Annotated in this window: 15 protein-coding genes; 4 read left to right on the top strand and 11 right to left on the bottom strand. The window is 70.7% G+C overall.

The window, feature by feature from the left end:
- Nucleotides 1-99: 99 nt before the first annotated feature.
- Nucleotides 100-2,823, top strand: a complete 2,724-nt coding sequence (locus AC30CM_RS09250) for an ATP-binding cassette domain-containing protein (protein WP_490116554.1) — start codon at nt 100-102, stop codon at nt 2,821-2,823.
- Between the two features lie 34 nt (nt 2,824-2,857).
- Here the strand turns inward: AC30CM_RS09250 and AC30CM_RS09245 are convergent, their stop codons facing one another.
- From AC30CM_RS09245 to AC30CM_RS09225, 5 genes are all read right to left on the bottom strand, one after another.
- A complete protein-coding gene (locus AC30CM_RS09245; RefSeq protein WP_490116553.1) occupies nt 2,858-3,421 on the bottom strand; it encodes a pentapeptide repeat-containing protein in 564 nt (187 codons plus the stop codon).
- Nucleotides 3,422-3,430: 9 nt separating this feature from the next.
- A complete protein-coding gene (locus AC30CM_RS09240) occupies nt 3,431-3,967 on the bottom strand; it encodes a GTP-binding protein (RefSeq protein ID WP_490116603.1) in 537 nt (178 codons plus the stop codon).
- Between the two features lie 124 nt (nt 3,968-4,091).
- Nucleotides 4,092-4,475 (bottom strand): DUF742 domain-containing protein, encoded by a 384-nt coding sequence (locus AC30CM_RS09235; RefSeq protein ID WP_490116552.1) that lies wholly within the window; start codon nt 4,473-4,475, stop codon nt 4,092-4,094.
- A 7-nt stretch (nt 4,476-4,482) separates the two neighbouring features.
- Complete coding sequence (locus AC30CM_RS09230) at nt 4,483-4,881, bottom strand: roadblock/LC7 domain-containing protein (RefSeq protein WP_490116551.1); 399 nt, start codon at nt 4,879-4,881, stop codon at nt 4,483-4,485.
- The gene (locus tag AC30CM_RS09225) at nt 4,878-7,463 is read right to left on the bottom strand and encodes a sensor histidine kinase (protein WP_490116550.1); all 2,586 of its coding nucleotides are present in this window, start codon (nt 7,461-7,463) and stop codon (nt 4,878-4,880) included. The genes AC30CM_RS09230 and AC30CM_RS09225 overlap by 4 nt, the downstream gene beginning before the upstream one ends.
- A 189-nt stretch (nt 7,464-7,652) precedes the next feature.
- Here AC30CM_RS09225 and AC30CM_RS09220 point away from each other — a divergent pair, with 189 nt between their 5' ends.
- Entirely contained in the window at nt 7,653-8,117 is a 465-nt protein-coding gene (locus tag AC30CM_RS09220) for a tRNA (cytidine(34)-2'-O)-methyltransferase (protein ID WP_490116549.1), read from the top strand.
- Nucleotides 8,118-8,121: 4 nt separating this feature from the next.
- Here the strand turns inward: AC30CM_RS09220 and AC30CM_RS09215 are convergent, their stop codons facing one another.
- From AC30CM_RS09215 to AC30CM_RS09205, 3 genes are all read right to left on the bottom strand, one after another.
- Complete coding sequence (locus AC30CM_RS09215; RefSeq protein ID WP_490116548.1) at nt 8,122-8,769, bottom strand: nitroreductase family protein; 648 nt, start codon at nt 8,767-8,769, stop codon at nt 8,122-8,124.
- Between the two features lie 204 nt (nt 8,770-8,973).
- Entirely contained in the window at nt 8,974-9,228 is a 255-nt protein-coding gene (locus AC30CM_RS09210) for a hypothetical protein (protein WP_490116547.1), read from the bottom strand.
- Between the two features lie 149 nt (nt 9,229-9,377).
- Nucleotides 9,378-12,683: an error-prone DNA polymerase gene (locus tag AC30CM_RS09205; RefSeq protein ID WP_490116602.1), complete on the bottom strand. Its 3,306-nt coding sequence runs from the start codon at nt 12,681-12,683 to the stop codon at nt 9,378-9,380.
- 152 nt (nt 12,684-12,835) lie between these two features.
- Between AC30CM_RS09205 and AC30CM_RS09200 the strand changes: the two genes are divergently transcribed.
- Together AC30CM_RS09200 and AC30CM_RS09195 are read left to right on the top strand one after the other, a co-directional pair.
- Nucleotides 12,836-13,537 carry a DUF899 domain-containing protein gene (locus AC30CM_RS09200; protein ID WP_490116546.1) on the top strand — a complete coding sequence of 234 codons (702 nt, stop codon included), beginning with the start codon at nt 12,836-12,838 and terminating at the stop codon, nt 13,535-13,537.
- A complete protein-coding gene (locus tag AC30CM_RS09195) occupies nt 13,534-14,007 on the top strand; it encodes an SRPBCC family protein (RefSeq protein WP_490116545.1) in 474 nt (157 codons plus the stop codon). Before AC30CM_RS09200 ends, AC30CM_RS09195 begins: the two co-directional genes overlap by 4 nt.
- Before the next feature lie 3 nt (nt 14,008-14,010).
- Here AC30CM_RS09195 and AC30CM_RS09190 read toward each other — a convergent pair whose 3' ends face one another.
- From AC30CM_RS09190 to AC30CM_RS09180, 3 genes are all read right to left on the bottom strand, one after another.
- Nucleotides 14,011-14,892 (bottom strand): universal stress protein, encoded by an 882-nt coding sequence (locus AC30CM_RS09190; protein ID WP_490116601.1) that lies wholly within the window; start codon nt 14,890-14,892, stop codon nt 14,011-14,013.
- Between the two features lie 8 nt (nt 14,893-14,900).
- Nucleotides 14,901-15,770, bottom strand: a complete 870-nt coding sequence (locus AC30CM_RS09185) for a MaoC family dehydratase (RefSeq protein WP_490116544.1) — start codon at nt 15,768-15,770, stop codon at nt 14,901-14,903.
- 241 nt (nt 15,771-16,011) lie between these two features.
- Complete coding sequence (locus tag AC30CM_RS09180; RefSeq protein WP_490116543.1) at nt 16,012-16,677, bottom strand: peroxiredoxin-like family protein; 666 nt, start codon at nt 16,675-16,677, stop codon at nt 16,012-16,014.
- Nucleotides 16,678-16,713: the final 36 nt, after the last annotated feature.

Genomic DNA, 16,713 nt, shown 5'->3' with positions numbered 1-16,713 from the left:
CCGTGCGACAGTCACGGCGCCGGATCAGAATCGAATCGTCATCCGTCCGCAATCAACGCGGACGAGGGGTCGAAGGCGATGCGGATAGAGTCATACGCGATGACGCGATCCACTCCGCCCGCGCTGACCGTCAAGTACGACGGGTCGTCACGCACCTTCGCGGCAGGCAACGACGTCGTGGTCGGCCGCGATCTGCGCGCCGACGTCCGCGTCGCCCATCCCCTGACCTCGCGGGCCCACCTACTGCTCCGTTACGACCAGGGCCGCTGGCTCGCCGTCGACAACGGCTCTCTCAACGGGGTCTACGTCAACGGCCAGCGCGTGCCCGTCGTCGACATCTCCGACGGCCTCGACGTCAACATCGGCAACCCGGACGGGCCGCGGCTGTCGTTCGAGGTGGGCAGGCATCAGGGTTCGGTGGGATCGCCGCCACAGACCCAGGCCGTGCCCATCGCCGCGCGTCAGGGCTGGCCCGCGACCGGGGGCACCACCGCGCCGCCCACGGCTCCGCCGCCACCGCGCCAGCCCGGTTACCCGCCGTCGGGCCAGCAGCCGCGCTACCCGTCGGGACCCGCACCCGCCTCCGGCCGGCAGCCGTTCCCGAGCGGGCCGCACGGTGGTCCGCACACGGGTTACCCGAGCGGACCGCACACGGGTTACCCGAGCGGGCCGCGCACCGGCTACCCGAGCGGACCCCACACCGGCTACCCCGGCGGACCGCAGGGTCATCAGCCGCCGCCCCCGGCGGCGCCGCCCGTCGACGCGGCACCGCCCACCATGATCGGACCGGCCCCGCAGCCGCGCTCGTCGTCGGGCGAGGGCAACCTCGCGACGAGCATGCTCAAGATCCTGCGGCCGGGTCGCAGTCCCGAGGTTCCGGCCGGCGGCATCAAGATCGGTCGCGCCACCGACAACGACATCGTGATCTCCGACGTCCTGGCGTCGCGCCACCACGCGACGCTGGTTCCCACGGCCCTGGGCACCGAGATCCGCGACAACCGCAGCATCAACGGCACGTTCGTCAACGGAGCCCGCGTCGACGTGGCTCCGCTGACCGAGGGCGACGTGGTCACGATCGGCAACGTCGACCTGGTCTTCGCCGGCGGCACGCTGTCGCGGCGCAGCGAGACCCAGGCCGCGACCCGCACCGGCGGCCTCGAGGTGCGTGGGCTGACGTGGACCATCGAGGGCAACAAGACGCTGCTGAACAACATCTCGATCGACGCGCGTCCCGGCACGCTGACCGCGGTGATCGGCCCGTCGGGCGCGGGCAAGTCGACGTTCGCCAAGCAGGTGGCCGGACTCACCCATCCGACCAGCGGCCGCGTCACGTTCGAGGGCCACGACATCCACGCCGAGTACGCCTCGCTGCGTTCTCGCATCGGCATGGTGCCCCAGGACGACGTGGTGCACGGCGAACTCACCGTCAAGCAGGCCCTGATGTACGCGGCCGAGCTGCGCCTGCCGCCGGACACCACGAAGGAGGACCGCGAGCGCGTGGTGCTGGAGGTCCTCGAGGAACTCGAGATGACCAAACACCTCGAGACCCGCGTCGACAAGCTCTCGGGCGGCCAGCGCAAGCGCGCGTCCGTGGCGCTCGAACTGCTCACCGGCCCGTCGTTGCTGATCCTCGACGAGCCCACCTCGGGCCTCGATCCCGCACTCGACCGTCAGGTCATGACGATGTTGCGGCAGCTCGCCGACGCGGGCCGCGTGGTGCTGGTGGTCACGCACTCGCTGACCTACCTCGACGTGTGCGATCAGGTGCTGCTGCTGGCGCCGGGCGGCAAGACGGCGTTCTACGGTCCGCCGAACCAGATCGGTCCGCAGCTGGGCACCACGAACTGGGCCGACATCTTCTCCTCGGTGGCAGGCGATCCGGACGCGTCCCACCAGCGGTACCTGGAGCGCTCTGGTCCCCCGCCGCCCGCACCGCCCGCCGAGGCGCCCGCCGACCTCGGTAGCCCGGCGGCCACCAGCGTGCTTCGGCAGTTCTCGACGATCGCGCGCCGGCAGATCCGCCTCACGGTGTCCGACCGCGGCTACTTCCTCTTCCTGGCGCTGCTGCCGTTCATCATGGGAACGCTGGCGCTGACGGTGCCCGGCGACGTCGGCTTCGGTCTGCCCAAGACGGCGATGGAGGGCGGTGAGGCGCCCAACGAGCCGGGCCAGATCCTGGTGCTGCTCAACGTGGGTGCCATCTTCATGGGTACCGCGCTGACCATCCGCTCGCTCATCGGCGAACGTGCCATCTTCCGCCGCGAGCAGGCCGTCGGCCTGTCCACGTGGGCCTACGTGCTGGCCAAGGTCGGCATCTTCACGCTGTTCGCCTTGGCGCAGTCGGCCATCGCGGTGACGATCGCGATCCTCGGAAAGGGTTGGGGGCCAGGCGCCGTCGAGCGTGGCGTCGTCATCCCCTGGCGCAGCCTGGAACTGTACGTCGACGTCGCCGCGTGCTGCATCGCCGCCGCCATGGTGGGTCTGGCGCTGTCGGCCCTGGCGAAGTCCAACGAGCAGATCATGCCGCTGCTGGTGGTCGCGATCATGAGTCAGCTGGTGTTCTCCGGCGGCATGATCCCGGTGACGGGCCGCGCGGTGCTTGACCAGATGTCGTGGGTCACCCCGGCGCGGTGGGGTTATGCCGCCACCGCGTCCACCATCGACGTGCTGCGACTGGTGCCGGGGCCGCTGACGCCACAGGACTCGCACTGGAAGCACGACGCGGCGACGTGGTGGTTCGACATCGGCATGCTGGCCGCTCTGTCGGTCTTCTACACCGTGTTCGTGCGGTGGAAGATTCGCCTCAAGGGCGGCGGCAGGTAACCCGACGGCCCCGCCCGGGCCGGCCAGGTTCGGGTCAGCCGCCGACGGCCAGCCCGTGCGCGACGGCGTACGCGACGGCCTGGTCCACGTCGACCTTCGCCCCGCGCAGGCGCGCGGTGGTCCAGAACGTGGCGTCGACGCGCGCACCGCGCAGATCCGCCTGGTCCAACCGGGCGTCCTGGGTGCGGGCGCCGGTGAGGTCGGCGCGGCGCAGCACGGCCTTGCGCAGATCGGTGCCGACCAGGCTGGCCTCGCGCAGCCGGCAGTCCGAGAGGTCCACCTTCTGCAGGTCGCAGCCCCCGAGCACGGTCAGCGACAGATCCACCTCGTCGAAGGTCACCGGCCGCAGCCGGCTGTCGGTGAACACCGAGCCGAGCAGCGTGCACTGGCGAAAGACGCCGTGCAGCAGCGATGCCCGCCGGAAGTCGCAGTTGCGGAACGCCGAACCGACGTGCTCGGACTCGGTGAGGTCGACGCCGCTGAACGTGCACTCGGTGAACGTCACCCGCTCGGTGCGCAGCCGGCTGAGGTCGTCCTCGCGGAAGTCGTGGCCGACGAACTCCCGGTCGACCCACACCGGGTCGTCCGGACTCTTCATGGACACGGCCTAACGTGCCGCCGTGCCGAGATGGCTCAACGCGTACTCACTGAGTGCGATGAGCGCGTCGCGCGCCGAGCGGCGATCGCGGGCGTCGACGTGCATCACCGGCACGTCGTCGCGCACCGCGAGCGCGGCCCGCACCGCCTGCGCCCCGTGGCGCGGTGCACCGGGAAAGTCGTTGACGGCGATGAGGAACGGCAGGTTGCGCGCCTCGAAGAAGTCGACGGCGGCGAAGCCGTCCTGCAGGCGTCGCAGGTCCACCAGGATGACGGCGCCGATGGCGCCGCGCACCAGGTCGTCCCACATGAACCAGAACCGTCGTTGCCCTGGCGTGCCGAACAGGTAGAGCACCAGATCGTCGGCCAGCGTGATGCGGCCGAAGTCCATGGCCACGGTGGTGGTCGACTTCTCGGGGGTGGCGTCCAGCCCGTCGAGACCCGAGGACGCGTTGGTGACGATGGCCTCGGTGCGCAGCGGCATGATCTCCGAGACCGCGCCGACGAAGGTGGTCTTGCCTGCGCCGAAACCGCCGGAGACGACGATCTTGGCCGAGGCGACCGACGAGCGCTCGCGCGAGGAGCCGACGGGTACCGACGAGCGCTCGCGCGAGGAGCCGACGGGTACCGACGAGCGCTCGCGCGAGGAGCCGACGGGTACCGACGAGCGCTCAGAGTGCCCGTAGACCACGGAGGGTCCTCCCTATCAACTCGCGTCGTTCGGCCAGGCTCGCCGATTCCCCGAGCGTGGCGTGCACCCGAAGATACCCCTGTGTGACCAGATCGCCGATGAGCACGCGCGCGACTCCGAGGGGCAATTCGAGCTGCGCGGCGATCTCGGCGACCGACGGCGTGGCGGGGGCCGAGGCGACGATGCGCGCGCGGGCGTCGGCACTGGGCCAGCTGGGCGGTGCCGCGTCGGCGACCGCCCCGATGCGCGCCTCCAGCGGCAGGTCGACGCCGGGGTCGGTGCGGCCTGCGGTGAGGACGTAGGGCCGGACGAGGCCGGCCGCTGGGGGCTCGCTGGACTCCCAGCCGTCGCCCAGCTCCGACACGGCGGCCTCAGAACCGCCGGGCCGTGCGGCGCGCGGACTGGACGACGGTGCCCACCCGTTCCACCAGGATCGCCATCTCGTAGCCCACCTGCCCGATGTCGCAGGACCGGGTGGCCAGCGTCGCGAGGTGTGAGCCGTCGCCGACGCGCATGAGCAGCAGGTAGCCGTTCTCCATCTCGACCACCGACTGCAGCACGTGGCCGCCGTCGAACAGCTGGGCCGCGCCGGTGGACAGGCTCGCCAGCCCCGAGGACACGGCCGCCAACTGGTCGGCGCGTTCGGGCGGCATGTGGGCACTGGCCGCCATCAGCAGGCCGTCGGCGGACACCAGGATGGCGTGCGACACCCCCGACACCTCGGCGGCGAACTTCGCGACGAGCCAGTCGAGGTTCTCGCGCTGGGTCATTCGGGGTCGTTCTCCTCGGCGTGGCGGGCGTGGTCGCGGCCGGCGCGGACGCCACCGAAGTGGCTGCTGATGCTGGCTCGGACGGCCTCCGGGTCCCGCGTGGGTGCCGGGTGGTCGTCGCGCCCGCCGTGTCTGCCATTGTGCTCGGCGTCGTCGGTTTCGGCCGCGCCGGGCACCAGCCGGGCGCCGGGTTCGCGCACCGGCAGTCCCTCCTCGGTGTGGGTGTCCACGGGGGTGCGCTCGGCGGCTTCGGCGGCCGACCATCCCTTGTCCCACACCGTCTGCCAGTCGAGGTCGCTGCTGTTGGCCAGCTCGTGCGGGTCGTCGATGAGCCACTCGGACAGCATCTTGTCGAAGATGCTGCCCCCGTCACCGCGCTCGCGGGCGGTCGGTCGCGTCGGCTCGTCGGGGGCGGGTGCCACGGTGGCCGACGCCGGGGTGATGCCGCTGGCGCCGGGGTTGCGCTGCGGCAGCCCGATTGCCGTGACGATGGCTCCGGTGTCGGCGTCCTCATCGGCGGGGTGCTCGTCGGCCGGGTGCTCGTCGGCGGGGTGCTCGTCGGCGGGGTGGGCGGCGGCGGGGTGTTCGTCGGCGGGGTGGTCTGCGGCGTGGCGGTCTGGGTACCGGTCGTCCTCGACGTACTCGCTGAACTCGTCGTGACGCGCGGGGGCGGGCTCCGGCCAGGACCGGACCGGTTCGTCGCGTCGCTCGGGCCCCGTCGGCCCCGTCACCCCGACCAGCGCCGAGACCGGGACGTGGACGCCGACCGTCGTGCCCGAATGCCGATCACCGGCGACGGTGTGGCGCAACCGCACCGTCAGCCCGTGGGCGGCGGCCAGCCGGCCCACGACGAAGAGCCCCATGTGCCGCGCGGTGTAGGGGTCCACCTCACCGCCCGACTGCAGCCGCGCGTTGGCGACGCGCAGGTCCGAGTCGGTCATGCCCAGTCCGGTGTCACCGATCTCGACGAGCAGCCCCCCGTCGTCGGTGCGGACCGCGTCGACGTACACCCGGGTGGACGGCGGCGAGTAGCGCAGCGCGTTGTCGAGCAGTTCGGCCACCACGTGCACCAGGTCGCCGGCCACCGTGCCGGCCACCTCGACGTCGGGCAGTGCCCGGGTGACGACGCGGCGGTAGTCCTCCACCTCGGAGGCCGCCGCGTCGACGAGGGCCGCGACGGGTACGGCGTCGGCCTGCTCGCGCGACACCCGGCCCCCCGACAGGACCAGCAGGTTGGCGCCGTTGCGGCGCATCCGCGCCGCCAGGTGGTCGAGGCGGAACAACACCTCGAGACGCCTCGGGTCCTGTTCGTCGCGTTCGAGTCCGTCGATGAGCGTCAGCTGCTGGTCGACCAGCGATCGGCTGCGGCGCGACAGCGTCTCGAACATGTCGCCCAGCTGCGTCTGCAACCGCGTCTGCTCCGCGGCCAGCTCGACGGCTTGTTCGTGCAGTTCGTCGACGGCGTGGGCGACCTGACCGATCTCCTCGGTGGTGTACACCGGGAGCGGCCGAACCGCCACGGGTTCGCCACCGCGCACGGCGTCGAGTTCGCGGGCCAGATCCTCGTGGGCCACCCGCAGCGCACCGTCGCGGAGTCGGCGCAGCGGCCGGACCACCGCGGCGGCGACGAGGGCGACCACCAGCAGCGCCACCAGCAACGCCACCCCGACGATCACCGAGTCCCGGATGGCGTCACCGCGGGCACGGGTGGCCTGGGCGTCGACGCCGGCGGTCACCGCCGCCGACGCTTCGTCGACGAGCCTGGTCGCGATGTCATTGGTCGCTCGAATCGACTGCGTCAGTTCGGGGTTGTTCGCCAGGGCGACCGCAGGGTCGGACATCAGCGCCATGCGCTTGACCATCTCGTCCTGCAGCCGTCGGGCGTCGGCGGATCCGACGCCCAGGGCCTGGGTCATGCCGAACAGCGTCGAGGGTTCGGTACCGGCGAGCGTGATCATGGACGTCCGCAGTTCCGGCTCGCCGAGCTGGCCGCCAGAGTCGACGAGCAGAGCCAGCATGGCCATCTGGCCGCGCGCGCCCATGGCCCGCGACAGTCCGAGCGCTTCGGTCGAGACGTCGTGATCGTCGACGCGCACCGACCCGTTGACGGCGTCCTCCGCGGTCAACAGCAGTGGGGCGTAGGTGGTGACGCGATCCCGCACGCCGATGTCGTTGGCGGCCAACCGATCCAGCAACGCCTGGCCGCCGTCGAGCAGCGTCTTTACCCCGGTGGCCACGTCCGGGGCGGTGTCGGCGCTCGCGAGCCGGCGCGCGAGATCCTGCTTGGCGGCGTCGAAGCGCGACAGGCTCTGCTGCAGGTCACCACCGGCGGGGTTCGCGAGCAGGACGCCTTCGATGGCAGCGGTGTACTGGTCGAGCGCGGGCACCAGTTCGGCGCGCTCGGCCGCACGACGCAGATCCGCGGCCCGGTTCCAGCCGTCGTGGATGCGCAGGCCCCCGAAGATCCCGGACAGGACCAGCGGGATGACGACGATCGCGACGACCTTCCATCGCACCGGCCAGTTGCCGACCGCCCAGCGCGGCGGCCGCTTCGTCGGTGACCCGGGTTGCGCGTCGTTCATCTGACTTCCTGCTCGACCTCTGCTGAGTGCGCCGCGGGCAGGCGTCAGCGCCCGGCAATTGGTCGAGTATGACAGTCGAGGTGGGCCGATTCCATGGTTCTAGCGCCTCGTTCGGCGTTCGTGACCCGCACGTTGCGCGTTCGTGTGCCGCCCGAGCAAATACCGTTGCGGGCCTGACATCATCGTCGGGTGTTCAACGTGCTGTTCTTCTCGCCGCGCATCGCGCCCAACACCGGCAACGCGATCCGGATGGTGGCCGCGACGGGGTGCGGCCTGCACCTGGTTCGGCCGCTCGGTTTCGACTTGTCCGAGCCGAAGCTGCGCCGTGCCGGGTTGGACTACCACGATCTCGCGTCGGTGACGGTGCACGACGATCTTCCCGCCGCGTGGGAGGCACTTCGGCCCCGCCGCGTCTTCGCGTTCACCGCCCACGGTGACACGTCGTTCGCCGACGTGCGTTACGAGCCGGGCGACGTGCTGATGTTCGGCCCGGAACCCACTGGCCTGGATCCCGAGACACTGGCCGACCCGCACGTGACCGCCCGCGTGCGCATCCCGATGCTCGCCGGCCGTCGGTCACTCAACCTGTCGAACGCGGCCGCCGTCGCCGCGTACGAGGCGTGGCGTCAGCACGGGTTCGCGGGGGCGGTCTGACGGCTCACCACTGGTTCCAGTGCGTGAGTTCCTCGGCGGGCAGCCGCTTGGCCTTCTTGAAGTCGGTTCCCTTGGTGTAGGCGATGGGGAACAGCCCACCCTGGGAGTACTCCTCGAAGGGAATGCCGAGGATCTCCGCGGCCTGCTTCTCCCCGTCGCCCATGAGGTGCAGCGTGGTCCACGCGGATCCGAGGCCGCGGGAACGCAGCGCGAGCATGAAGCTCCAGGCGGCAGGCAGCAGGGATCCCCAGAAGCCGGCGCTCATGCCGGCGGGTGCGCCGTCGGGGCGCCCCTGCAGGCACGGGATGAGCAGCACGGGAACCTCGTGCAGGTGGTCGTTGAGGTACTTCGCCGAATCGATGACCAGCGGGGTGCGTTCGTCGCGACTGTCGCCGTAGGTGGGCTTCTCGGCGTCGAGGTAGGGCGTGGCGGCGGTGCGATAGATGTCGGCGAGCGCCTTCTTCTTCTCCGGATCGTCGACGAACACGAACTGCCACCCTTGGGAGTTGGAGCCCGTCGGCGCCTGCAGCGCGAGGTCGAGGCATTCCATCAGGATTTCCCGCGGCACCGGCTTCTCGAGGTCGAGGCGCTTGCGGACCGAGCGGGTGGTGGTGAGCAGTTCGTCGATCGTGAGGTTCAGCGGCGAGGTCATGGATCCGAGGCTACATTCGCACCCGCTCGCCTCAGATCGACGCTACGTGTGAAGGTCTGCAGGACGAGCGGATCCCGCCTGGATTCAGCGGCCGTCGCCGAACGTCGCCTGCGGAGCAGCGCGAGCCGTGGCAGGAATGGCGATCGGATACGACGAAGCCCCCAACCCCACGGGGCTGGGGCGGGGGCTTCGAGCCTGAGGGACCTACTTCTGGTCCGCGCCCGTCAGGTGGGCGATGTAGGCCGGACCGTGGTTGCCGTGCCAGCCCGGCCCCACCTGCGGTGCCGGGTGGGCGAAGGTCTGCGGGCTGTACGAGTGGCCCGGGCCGCTGGGGGCCTCTCCCCCGACGGTGGCGGCGTTGGCCGCACCGGCCAGGCCGAGGGCGGCGCCGCCCAGGATGCCTGCGGCGGCGGCGGGCAGGGCGATGGCGGCGAGGATCTTGGCGAGGATCTTGGTCATGACTTCTCCTGTGGGTGAGAGCTTTTCACGTGTTCCGGCCGGTGTTCCGGCGATGACTCAATACTGGCTCCCGACGCCCGTCGGCGACATCGGCCGACCGGAGGAGCGCGCGGCGGAAACCCGGTTCCCCCGATCGGCGGACCCCGGCGTTACTGGAAGTCCCGCGACCTGCTCTTCACCCGCAGGTCCAGCGGACGCAGTTGGTCGGCGGCGATGGTCACCGCACCGGTCGCGTTCTGGACGATGCCACGGATCACCAGCGCCGACGCCGTCTGCGCCAGCTTGCGCTGCTTGGCCCACAGCCCGCGTGAGCACATCACGTTGACCATCCCGGTCTCGTCCTCGAGGTTCATGAACGTGACACCCTGCGCGGTCGCGGGACGCTGCCGGTGGGTGACGGCCCCCGCGACCAGGACCCGGGTACCGTCGGGCACCGCCAGCAGTCGATCGGCGGGGACGACGCCCATGTCGTCCAACCGCTCCCGCAGGAACTGCACGGGGTGGGAGTCCGGCGAGACCCCCGTGGCCCACACGTCGGCGGCCGTCAGCTCCAGGTGCGTCATGCCGGGCAGTGCGGGTACGTGCGACGACGAGCCCACCCCCGGCAGCCGATCCGGCCGCTGGGTGGCCGCCGCCCCCGCCGCCCACAGCGCCTCGCGGCGGGTGATGCCGAAACAGCTCAGGGCACCGGCGGTGGCCAAGGCCTCGGTCTGCGGCACCGTCAGCCGAATCCGACCGGTGAGGTCCAGAAGAGATGCGAACGTTCCGTTGGCCTTTCGGTCCGCCACGATCCGGTCGGCCAGCTCGTCGCCGACGTGGCGGACTGCCCCGAGACCGAGTCGCACCTGTTGGCCCGCGTTCTCGCACGTGGCGTGCGTGAGGCTGGCGTTGACACACGCGCCGTGCACGGTCACGCCGTGTCGTCGGGCGTCGGCGACCAAGGACTGCGGGGAGTAGAACCCCATGGGTTGGGCACGCAGCAGCGCTGCGCAGAAGATCGCCGGATGGTGCAGCTTGAACCACGACGAGTAGAACACCAGCGACGCGAAACTCAGCGAATGACTCTCGGGGAAACCGAAGTTCGCGAACGCCTCCAGCTTCTCGTAGATCCGGTCGGCCACCTCTCCGACGATGCCGTGGCGCATCCGCATCCCGTCGTAGAACCGCTCCCGCAACCTGCGCATGCGTTCGGTGGACCGCTTCGAGCCCATGGCGCGGCGCAGCTGGTCGGCCTCGGCGGCCGAGAATCCCGCGCAGTCGACGGCCAACTGCATGAGCTGCTCCTGGAACAGCGGTACCCCCAACGTCTTGCGCAGGGCCGGCTCCATCGAGGGATGGTCGAAGGTGACTTCCTCTTCCCCGTTGCGGCGCTTGATGTACGGGTGCACCGACCCGCCCTGGATGGGGCCCGGCCGGATGAGCGCCACCTCGACCACCAGGTCGTAGAAGATGCGCGGCTTCAACCGGGGCAGCGTGGCCATCTGGGCGCGCGACTCCACCTGGAACACCCCGACGGAGTCGGCGCGCTGCAACATCTCGTAGACGGCGGCCTCCGAGAGGTCCAGCTTGGCCAGGTCGACGTCGATGCCCTTGTGTTCGGCGGCCAGGTCGATGCAGTAGTGCAGCGCCGAGAGCATGCCGAGACCCAGCAGGTCGAACTTCACCAATCCGATGGCCGCGCAATCGTCCTTGTCCCACTGCAGGACGCTGCGATTGGCCATGCGCGCCCACTCCACCGGGCACACGTCGGCGATGGGCCGATCGCAGATCACCATGCCGCCGGAGTGGATTCCCATGTGCCGCGGCAGGTTCTTGATCTGCATGGCCAGGTCCACGACGGCGTCGGGGATGTCCTCCACGTCGGGCGAGTCGGGCCGACCGTTCCACCGGTTGACGTGCTTGCTCCAGGCATCCTGCTGCCCCTGGGAGAAGCCGAGCGCCCGTGCCATGTCACGGATGGCACTGCGGCCGCGGTAGGTGATGACGTTGGCGACCTGCGCCGCGTAGTCCCTCCCGTAGCGCTCGTAGACGTACTGGATGGCCTCTTCCCGCAGATCGGATTCGATGTCGATGTCGATGTCGGGTGGGCCGTCACGCGCGGGCGACAGGAACCGTTCGAACAGCAGGTCGTTCTCGACGGGGTCGACGTTGGTGACGCCCAGCGCGTAGCAGACCGCCGAATTCGCCGCCGATCCCCGCCCCTGTGCCAGGATGCCGTTCTCGCGGCAGAACCGGGTGATGTCGTGCACCACCAGGAAGTAACCCGGAAAGTCCAGTTGGGCAATGATCCTCAGCTCGTGCTCGATCTGCTGATATGCCCGGGAGGCGCGTTCCGGCGGACCGTAGCGTTGGCGTGCCCCCAGCATGGTCAGGTGGCGCAGCCAACTGTCCTCGGTGTGGCCGGCGGGCACCTCGAACGGGGGCAGCCGGGGTGCGATGAGCGCCAGCTCGAACGCGCACTGCTCGCCAAGCTCCGTGGCCGCGGAGATCACCTGGGGGCAGTGCGAGAACAACTGCGCCATCTCCGCTCCGGAGCGCAGGTGCGAGCCACCCAGCGGGGCCAACCAGCCCGCCGCCTGATCCATGGAGTTGCGGGCGCGGATGGCGCCCATGGCCATGGCCAGCCGACCGCGCGTGGGTTCGGCGAAGTGGGCGGCCGTGGTGGCGACGACGCCGACGCCGAACCGTGGCGCCAGCGCCATCAGCGCGGCGTTGATCTCGTGGTCGCGCGGATGCCCGTGGTGGGTGACCTCGATGCTGACGCGATCCGCGCCGAACCGATCCACCAGGTCCGCCAGCGCCGCCTCGGCCGCGGCGGGGCCGCCGTCGGAGAACGCTTGCCGCACATGCCCCTTGCGACATCCGGTGAGCACGTGCCAGTGCCCCCCGGCAGCCTCGGTCAAGCGGTCGAAGTCGTACTGCGGCTTGCCCTTCTCGCCGCCGGCCAGGTGCGCCGAGGCGATCTCGCGGGAGAGCCTGCGGTAGCCCTCCGGGCCGCGGGCCAGGACCAGCAGGTGCGGCCCCGGAGGATCGGGCACCTCGGTCCGTGCGACGTTGCCCAGCGAGAGTTCGGCACCGAAGACCGTGGCCACGTCGAGTTCCTTGGCGGCCTCGGCGAACCGCACCACGCCGTACAGCCCGTCGTGGTCGGTCAGCGCGATGGCGCGCAGGTCCAGCCGTGCGGCCTCCTCGACGAGTTCCTCCGGTGTGCTGGCGCCGTCGAGGAAGCTGTAGGCCGAGTGGGCGTGCAACTCGGCGAACGGCACCGTGGCAGACGGTGCAGACGGTGCCCTGCGTCCACCCGCCGACTCGTAGGCGCCGCGTTTGCGCGACCAGGCGGGGCTGTCGCCGCCATCGCCGACCTGCTCGTCGATGGGCCAGCCGGCGTGCCGGGGCTTGCCGTCGAGGACGCGCTGCATCTCCGTCCAACTCGGCGGTCCGGTGTGCCAACCCACGGCGACCATCGTATCGAACATGAGTTCGACGTGCACGCCCATGCCGTCGCACCCTGAAGCCGTCGAGGTCCGCACCACCACGACTTCTCGTCGCGATGACTTCCGGGCCTCGCGCTGGTCTACTCGAGGACACCGTCCACCTAGGAGGCCGCATGACCCACTCGCTCCCGTCCGCCACCCCGCCGGTCGTCGATCACGACACCTGGCGCGCCGCGCTCGCCGACCTGCGCGTGCGGGAGAAGGCCGCGACGCGCGAACTCGACGCCATCGCCGCCCAGCGTCGCCGGCTGCCGATGGTCGAGATGCCCGACTACGTGCTCACCGGCGCGGACGGACCCATCCGGCTGGTCGACGTCTTCGACGGGCGCAGCCAGCTCATCGTCTACAACCACATGTGGACCGACGGCGCGGAATGGCAGTGCAGCGGCTGCACCGGGTACACCTCGCAGTTCACGCGGCTGGAGTTCCTCGACGCCTACGACGCCCGGTTCGTCGTCGTCACCAACGGGCCCATCGGCGAAGCACTCGCGTACAAGTCGAAGGTCGGCAACCGGATGGATTGGTACTCGTCGGCGGGCAGCTCGTTCGGCGCCGACGTCGACGCGGGGCCGGGCGAGGGGTTCGCGGTCAACGTGTTCCTGCGCGACGGCGACACGGTCTACCGCACGTGGCACACCAACGGCCGCGGCACCGAGCAGCTCAGTCACTCGTTCGCGTTGATCGACGCGTTGCCGTACGGCCGCCAGGAGGAATGGCAGGATTCACCCGACGGGTGGCCCCAACATCCGACCTACTCCCGCTGGCTCGGCTCCGAGGCCATCGCCGGCTTCTATGGATCAGGAGATGCCCAGTGACCGACACCGCCGAACGTTACGTCGCCACCAGGACCATCGCCGCCACCCCCGAGGAGATCTTCGCGGTGCTGGCGGATCCGGACCGCCACCAGGACACCGAACCCGGCGACTGGGTGCGCGACGCGATCGACCCGGAACCCATCACCGCCGAGGGACAGCTGTTCGCGGTGAACATGTACCTCGACCGCGCCGGCGGCGACTACGTCATGCACAACCTGGTCACCGCCTACCAGGAGGACCGGATCATCGCCTGGTTGCCCGGCCAACTCGACGCCGACGGCACCCACTCCCCCGGCGGCTGGTGGTGGCGCTACGACCTGGCGCCCACCGACGGCGGCACCGAGGTGACGTTGACCTACGACTGGAGCGACACCAACCAGGAGTTCCGCGACACGGTGGGGGTGCCGGTGTTCGGGCCCGAGTTCATCGATCGGTCGCTGGAGTCCCTGGAGCGCGCCGTCGCCAGCTGAGGCTCAGGCGTCGGCGGGCTGGTCACGCGGCACCACCACCATCGGCACCTCCAGCACCCGCAGCATCTTGGCCGCGGTCGAACCCAGGAACAGCCTGCGGGGAGCGGACAGCCGACTGGACCCCACCATGATGACGTCGCCGTCGTGCCATTCCAGCTTGTCGGCGGCCTCCTCGACGGTGTCGCCGTCGGCGATGGTGGCGGTCACCGGGAACCCTTCCGGCAGCGCCTCCCTGGCCTGGTGCAGCGTGGCCTGCACGTGCTCGAAGATGCGGTCGCGCAGCGGGTAGTCCGGCGAACGCATGGCGCGCAGCGCCGGGTCCAACGCCACCAGCGACACCAGCCGCAGCGGCGCCCCGCTGGCAGTGCACACGCGAACCGCGCTCTGCAGCAACAGGTCTGCGCCGGGCCGGTCGCCGATGGCGCACGTCACCTCGCGGATGCGCTGAACCTTCGACGTACGGATTCCCCGGGGCGCCACCACGACGGGCACCGGCGACGAGTGCAGCAGCTCGTCGACGACGGTCCCCAGCGCGTGCCTTCCCATCAGGCCGCCGCCGGAACCGCCCACCACGAGCGCGTTGGCGCCCACGCGTTCGGCCTCGGCGATCAGTCCCTCGGCGAAGTGTTCGGCGAACGCCACGTGGGTGTGCACGGTGACGTCGTCGGGTACCGTCGCGCGGGCTTCGGTCAGCCACTCGTCGGCCTGCTCGGCGAGCATGGCGCGGAAGTTGGTGGTCGCGGCCCCGGCGACGGCGGGTGACACGCCCGCCGACAGCACGATGCTCACGTGCAGTTCGGCGTCCAGCGAGCGGGCCAGGCGCACGCCGAGCGCCAGTGCGTCCGCGCCGCCCGGCGTCGCGAGGTAGCCGACGACCAACGTCATGGCGGTGCTCACGAGACGTACTCGGCGGTGCCGTCTTCGAGCACCGGGCGGGTGTCGGCGCCGCCGGGCCCGGAGGCCTCGGTGCGGTAGACGGCGTGCCCCGGTTCAGTGCGCCACACCGACGTGGTCAGTGTCTCGCCGGGGAACACCGGCGAGGTGAAGCGCGCGCCGACGGCCCGCAGCTTGGTCGCGTCGCCGCCGCCGAGTTCGGCGACCAATACGCGGCCCGCGACCCCGTAGGTGCACAGCCCGTGCAGGATGGGGCGCGGGAAGCCGGCGAGGTTCTTGGCGAACCAGGGGTCGCTGTGCAGCGGGTTGCGGTCGCCGGACAGCCGATAGATCAGCGGCTGGTCGTCGGTGGTCGCCAGGGCGACGGTGGCGTCGGGCTCGCGGTCGGGGATCACCGGTGCGACGGGGCGCTCGCCGGGCTTGCCGCCGAAGCCGCCCTCACCGCGGATGACCGCGGTGGACACCGTCTCGGCCACCACCTGGCCGGTGGCGGGGTCGGTCCCGACGCCCTTGAACACCAGGATCGCGTTCTTGCCCTCCCCCTTGTCCTGGATGTCGAGGACCTCGGAGTGCACGTCGAGCGCGCCGGCCGGGGGCAGCGGTGCGTGCAGACGGATCTGCTGGCTGCCGTGCAGCAGCATGCCGAAGTTGAACGAGCCGACCTCGCCGACCGCACCCCAGGCGGGACACGCGATGACGGCGTAGGTGGGCAGCACCTGCTGGGGGATGTCGTGGCTGTTCTCGGTGGTGAAGGCCAGGTCGTTGACACCGCAGCCCACACCGAGGGCATAGAGGAGCGTGTCCCGGTCGGTCCACTCGTGGCGCTGCGGCGGGGTCTTGGCACCTATGGCATCGGGATTGATCGGCACGGCTGCTCTCCCTCGAGGCGTCGGACGGGTCGCTTCGGACGATAGTCCGTCGGCCCTCGCGCGGAGGCGATCGGCCAACCTCGGGTCGAGGTGCGTCGCCCGGCGAGCGTCGTCGACGGGTAGGCGGCGGCGCCACGCGGGCATAGGGGACGGGATGCGCCGTGCGCATGGCCAATGGCGGGTGACGCCTCGTCTGCGACCAGCGTTCGGGCCAGGGATGCCTGCACGTCATCTGGCCGCTTCAGAGGATCGTGTCGACGGCGGCCAAGATGTCGGGCACCTCGCTGCGAGTCGCGTAATTGGGGTGCACGTCGATCCATCGGATCACCCCGCGGTCGTCGACGACCACCGTCGTAGGCATGGGGAGGTCGACCCGACCATCGGCGTTTCGTTCGGAGAGGTCAAGACCCAAACTCCGTTGGGCGTCAACGGCATCGGCGGATGGCTCGGTCTGGACGCCCAAGGCGGCGGCGAGTTCGTTCCCTGGATCCGAGACCACCGAGAAGGTCAACCCGTTCGTCTCGGCCGAGTTCAGCGAACCATCGGGCTTCTGCGGGCTCACGGCGACCAACCCGACACCACGGTCGTCGAGAGCCGGCACCAGCTCGGACTGATAGGTCCGCAAGGCGACGTTGCAGTAGGGGCACCACGCACCACGGTAGAACACCACCACCGCGGCTCGGCCGTCACGCACTCGCGTCAACGTGGTGGGCTCACCGTTCACGTCGAGCAACTCGGAATCAGGCATGATGGTCCCCGGTGCGGCGACCCCGGCGGGGACGCCTCGAGCATCCAGTTCGGCCTGCTCGGCAGCGAAAGCCCTTGCCGCCGCGGCAGGCATGGCCGCAGCGCCGTCGGCCGCGAGCGCCTTCGACCGTTCGGCGATCGTGGATGGACGTGACGTCATGTGGCTGCCCTTTCACGATGTCCGGCGGCGCCCCCA

This window comes from Mycobacterium sp. DHQP2018-32-09 (assembly GCF_058148405.1).
Note: the sequence above shows the minus strand (reverse complement) of the source record. Positions and strands in the feature narration are given on the sequence as shown.

What these genes read in the sequence shown, in the direction of transcription:
- AC30CM_RS09245 (WP_490116553.1), bottom strand. Translation starts at nt 3,421, where the DNA reads ATGAAGAGTCCGGACGACCCGGTGTGGGTCGACCGGGAGTTCGTCGGC.
- AC30CM_RS09190 (WP_490116601.1), bottom strand. Translation starts at nt 14,892, where the DNA reads ATGACGTTGGTCGTCGGCTACCTCGCGACGCCGGGCGGCGCGGACGCA.
- AC30CM_RS09200 (WP_490116546.1), top strand. Translation starts at nt 12,836, where the DNA reads ATGACCCACTCGCTCCCGTCCGCCACCCCGCCGGTCGTCGATCACGAC.
- AC30CM_RS09210 (WP_490116547.1), bottom strand. Translation starts at nt 9,228, where the DNA reads ATGACCAAGATCCTCGCCAAGATCCTCGCCGCCATCGCCCTGCCCGCC.
- AC30CM_RS09215 (WP_490116548.1), bottom strand. Translation starts at nt 8,769, where the DNA reads ATGACCTCGCCGCTGAACCTCACGATCGACGAACTGCTCACCACCACC.
- AC30CM_RS09180 (WP_490116543.1), bottom strand. Translation starts at nt 16,677, where the DNA reads ATGACGTCACGTCCATCCACGATCGCCGAACGGTCGAAGGCGCTCGCG.
- AC30CM_RS09225 (WP_490116550.1), bottom strand. Translation starts at nt 7,463, where the DNA reads ATGAACGACGCGCAACCCGGGTCACCGACGAAGCGGCCGCCGCGCTGG.
- AC30CM_RS09230 (WP_490116551.1), bottom strand. Translation starts at nt 4,881, where the DNA reads ATGACCCAGCGCGAGAACCTCGACTGGCTCGTCGCGAAGTTCGCCGCC.
- AC30CM_RS09250 (WP_490116554.1), top strand. Translation starts at nt 100, where the DNA reads ATGACGCGATCCACTCCGCCCGCGCTGACCGTCAAGTACGACGGGTCG.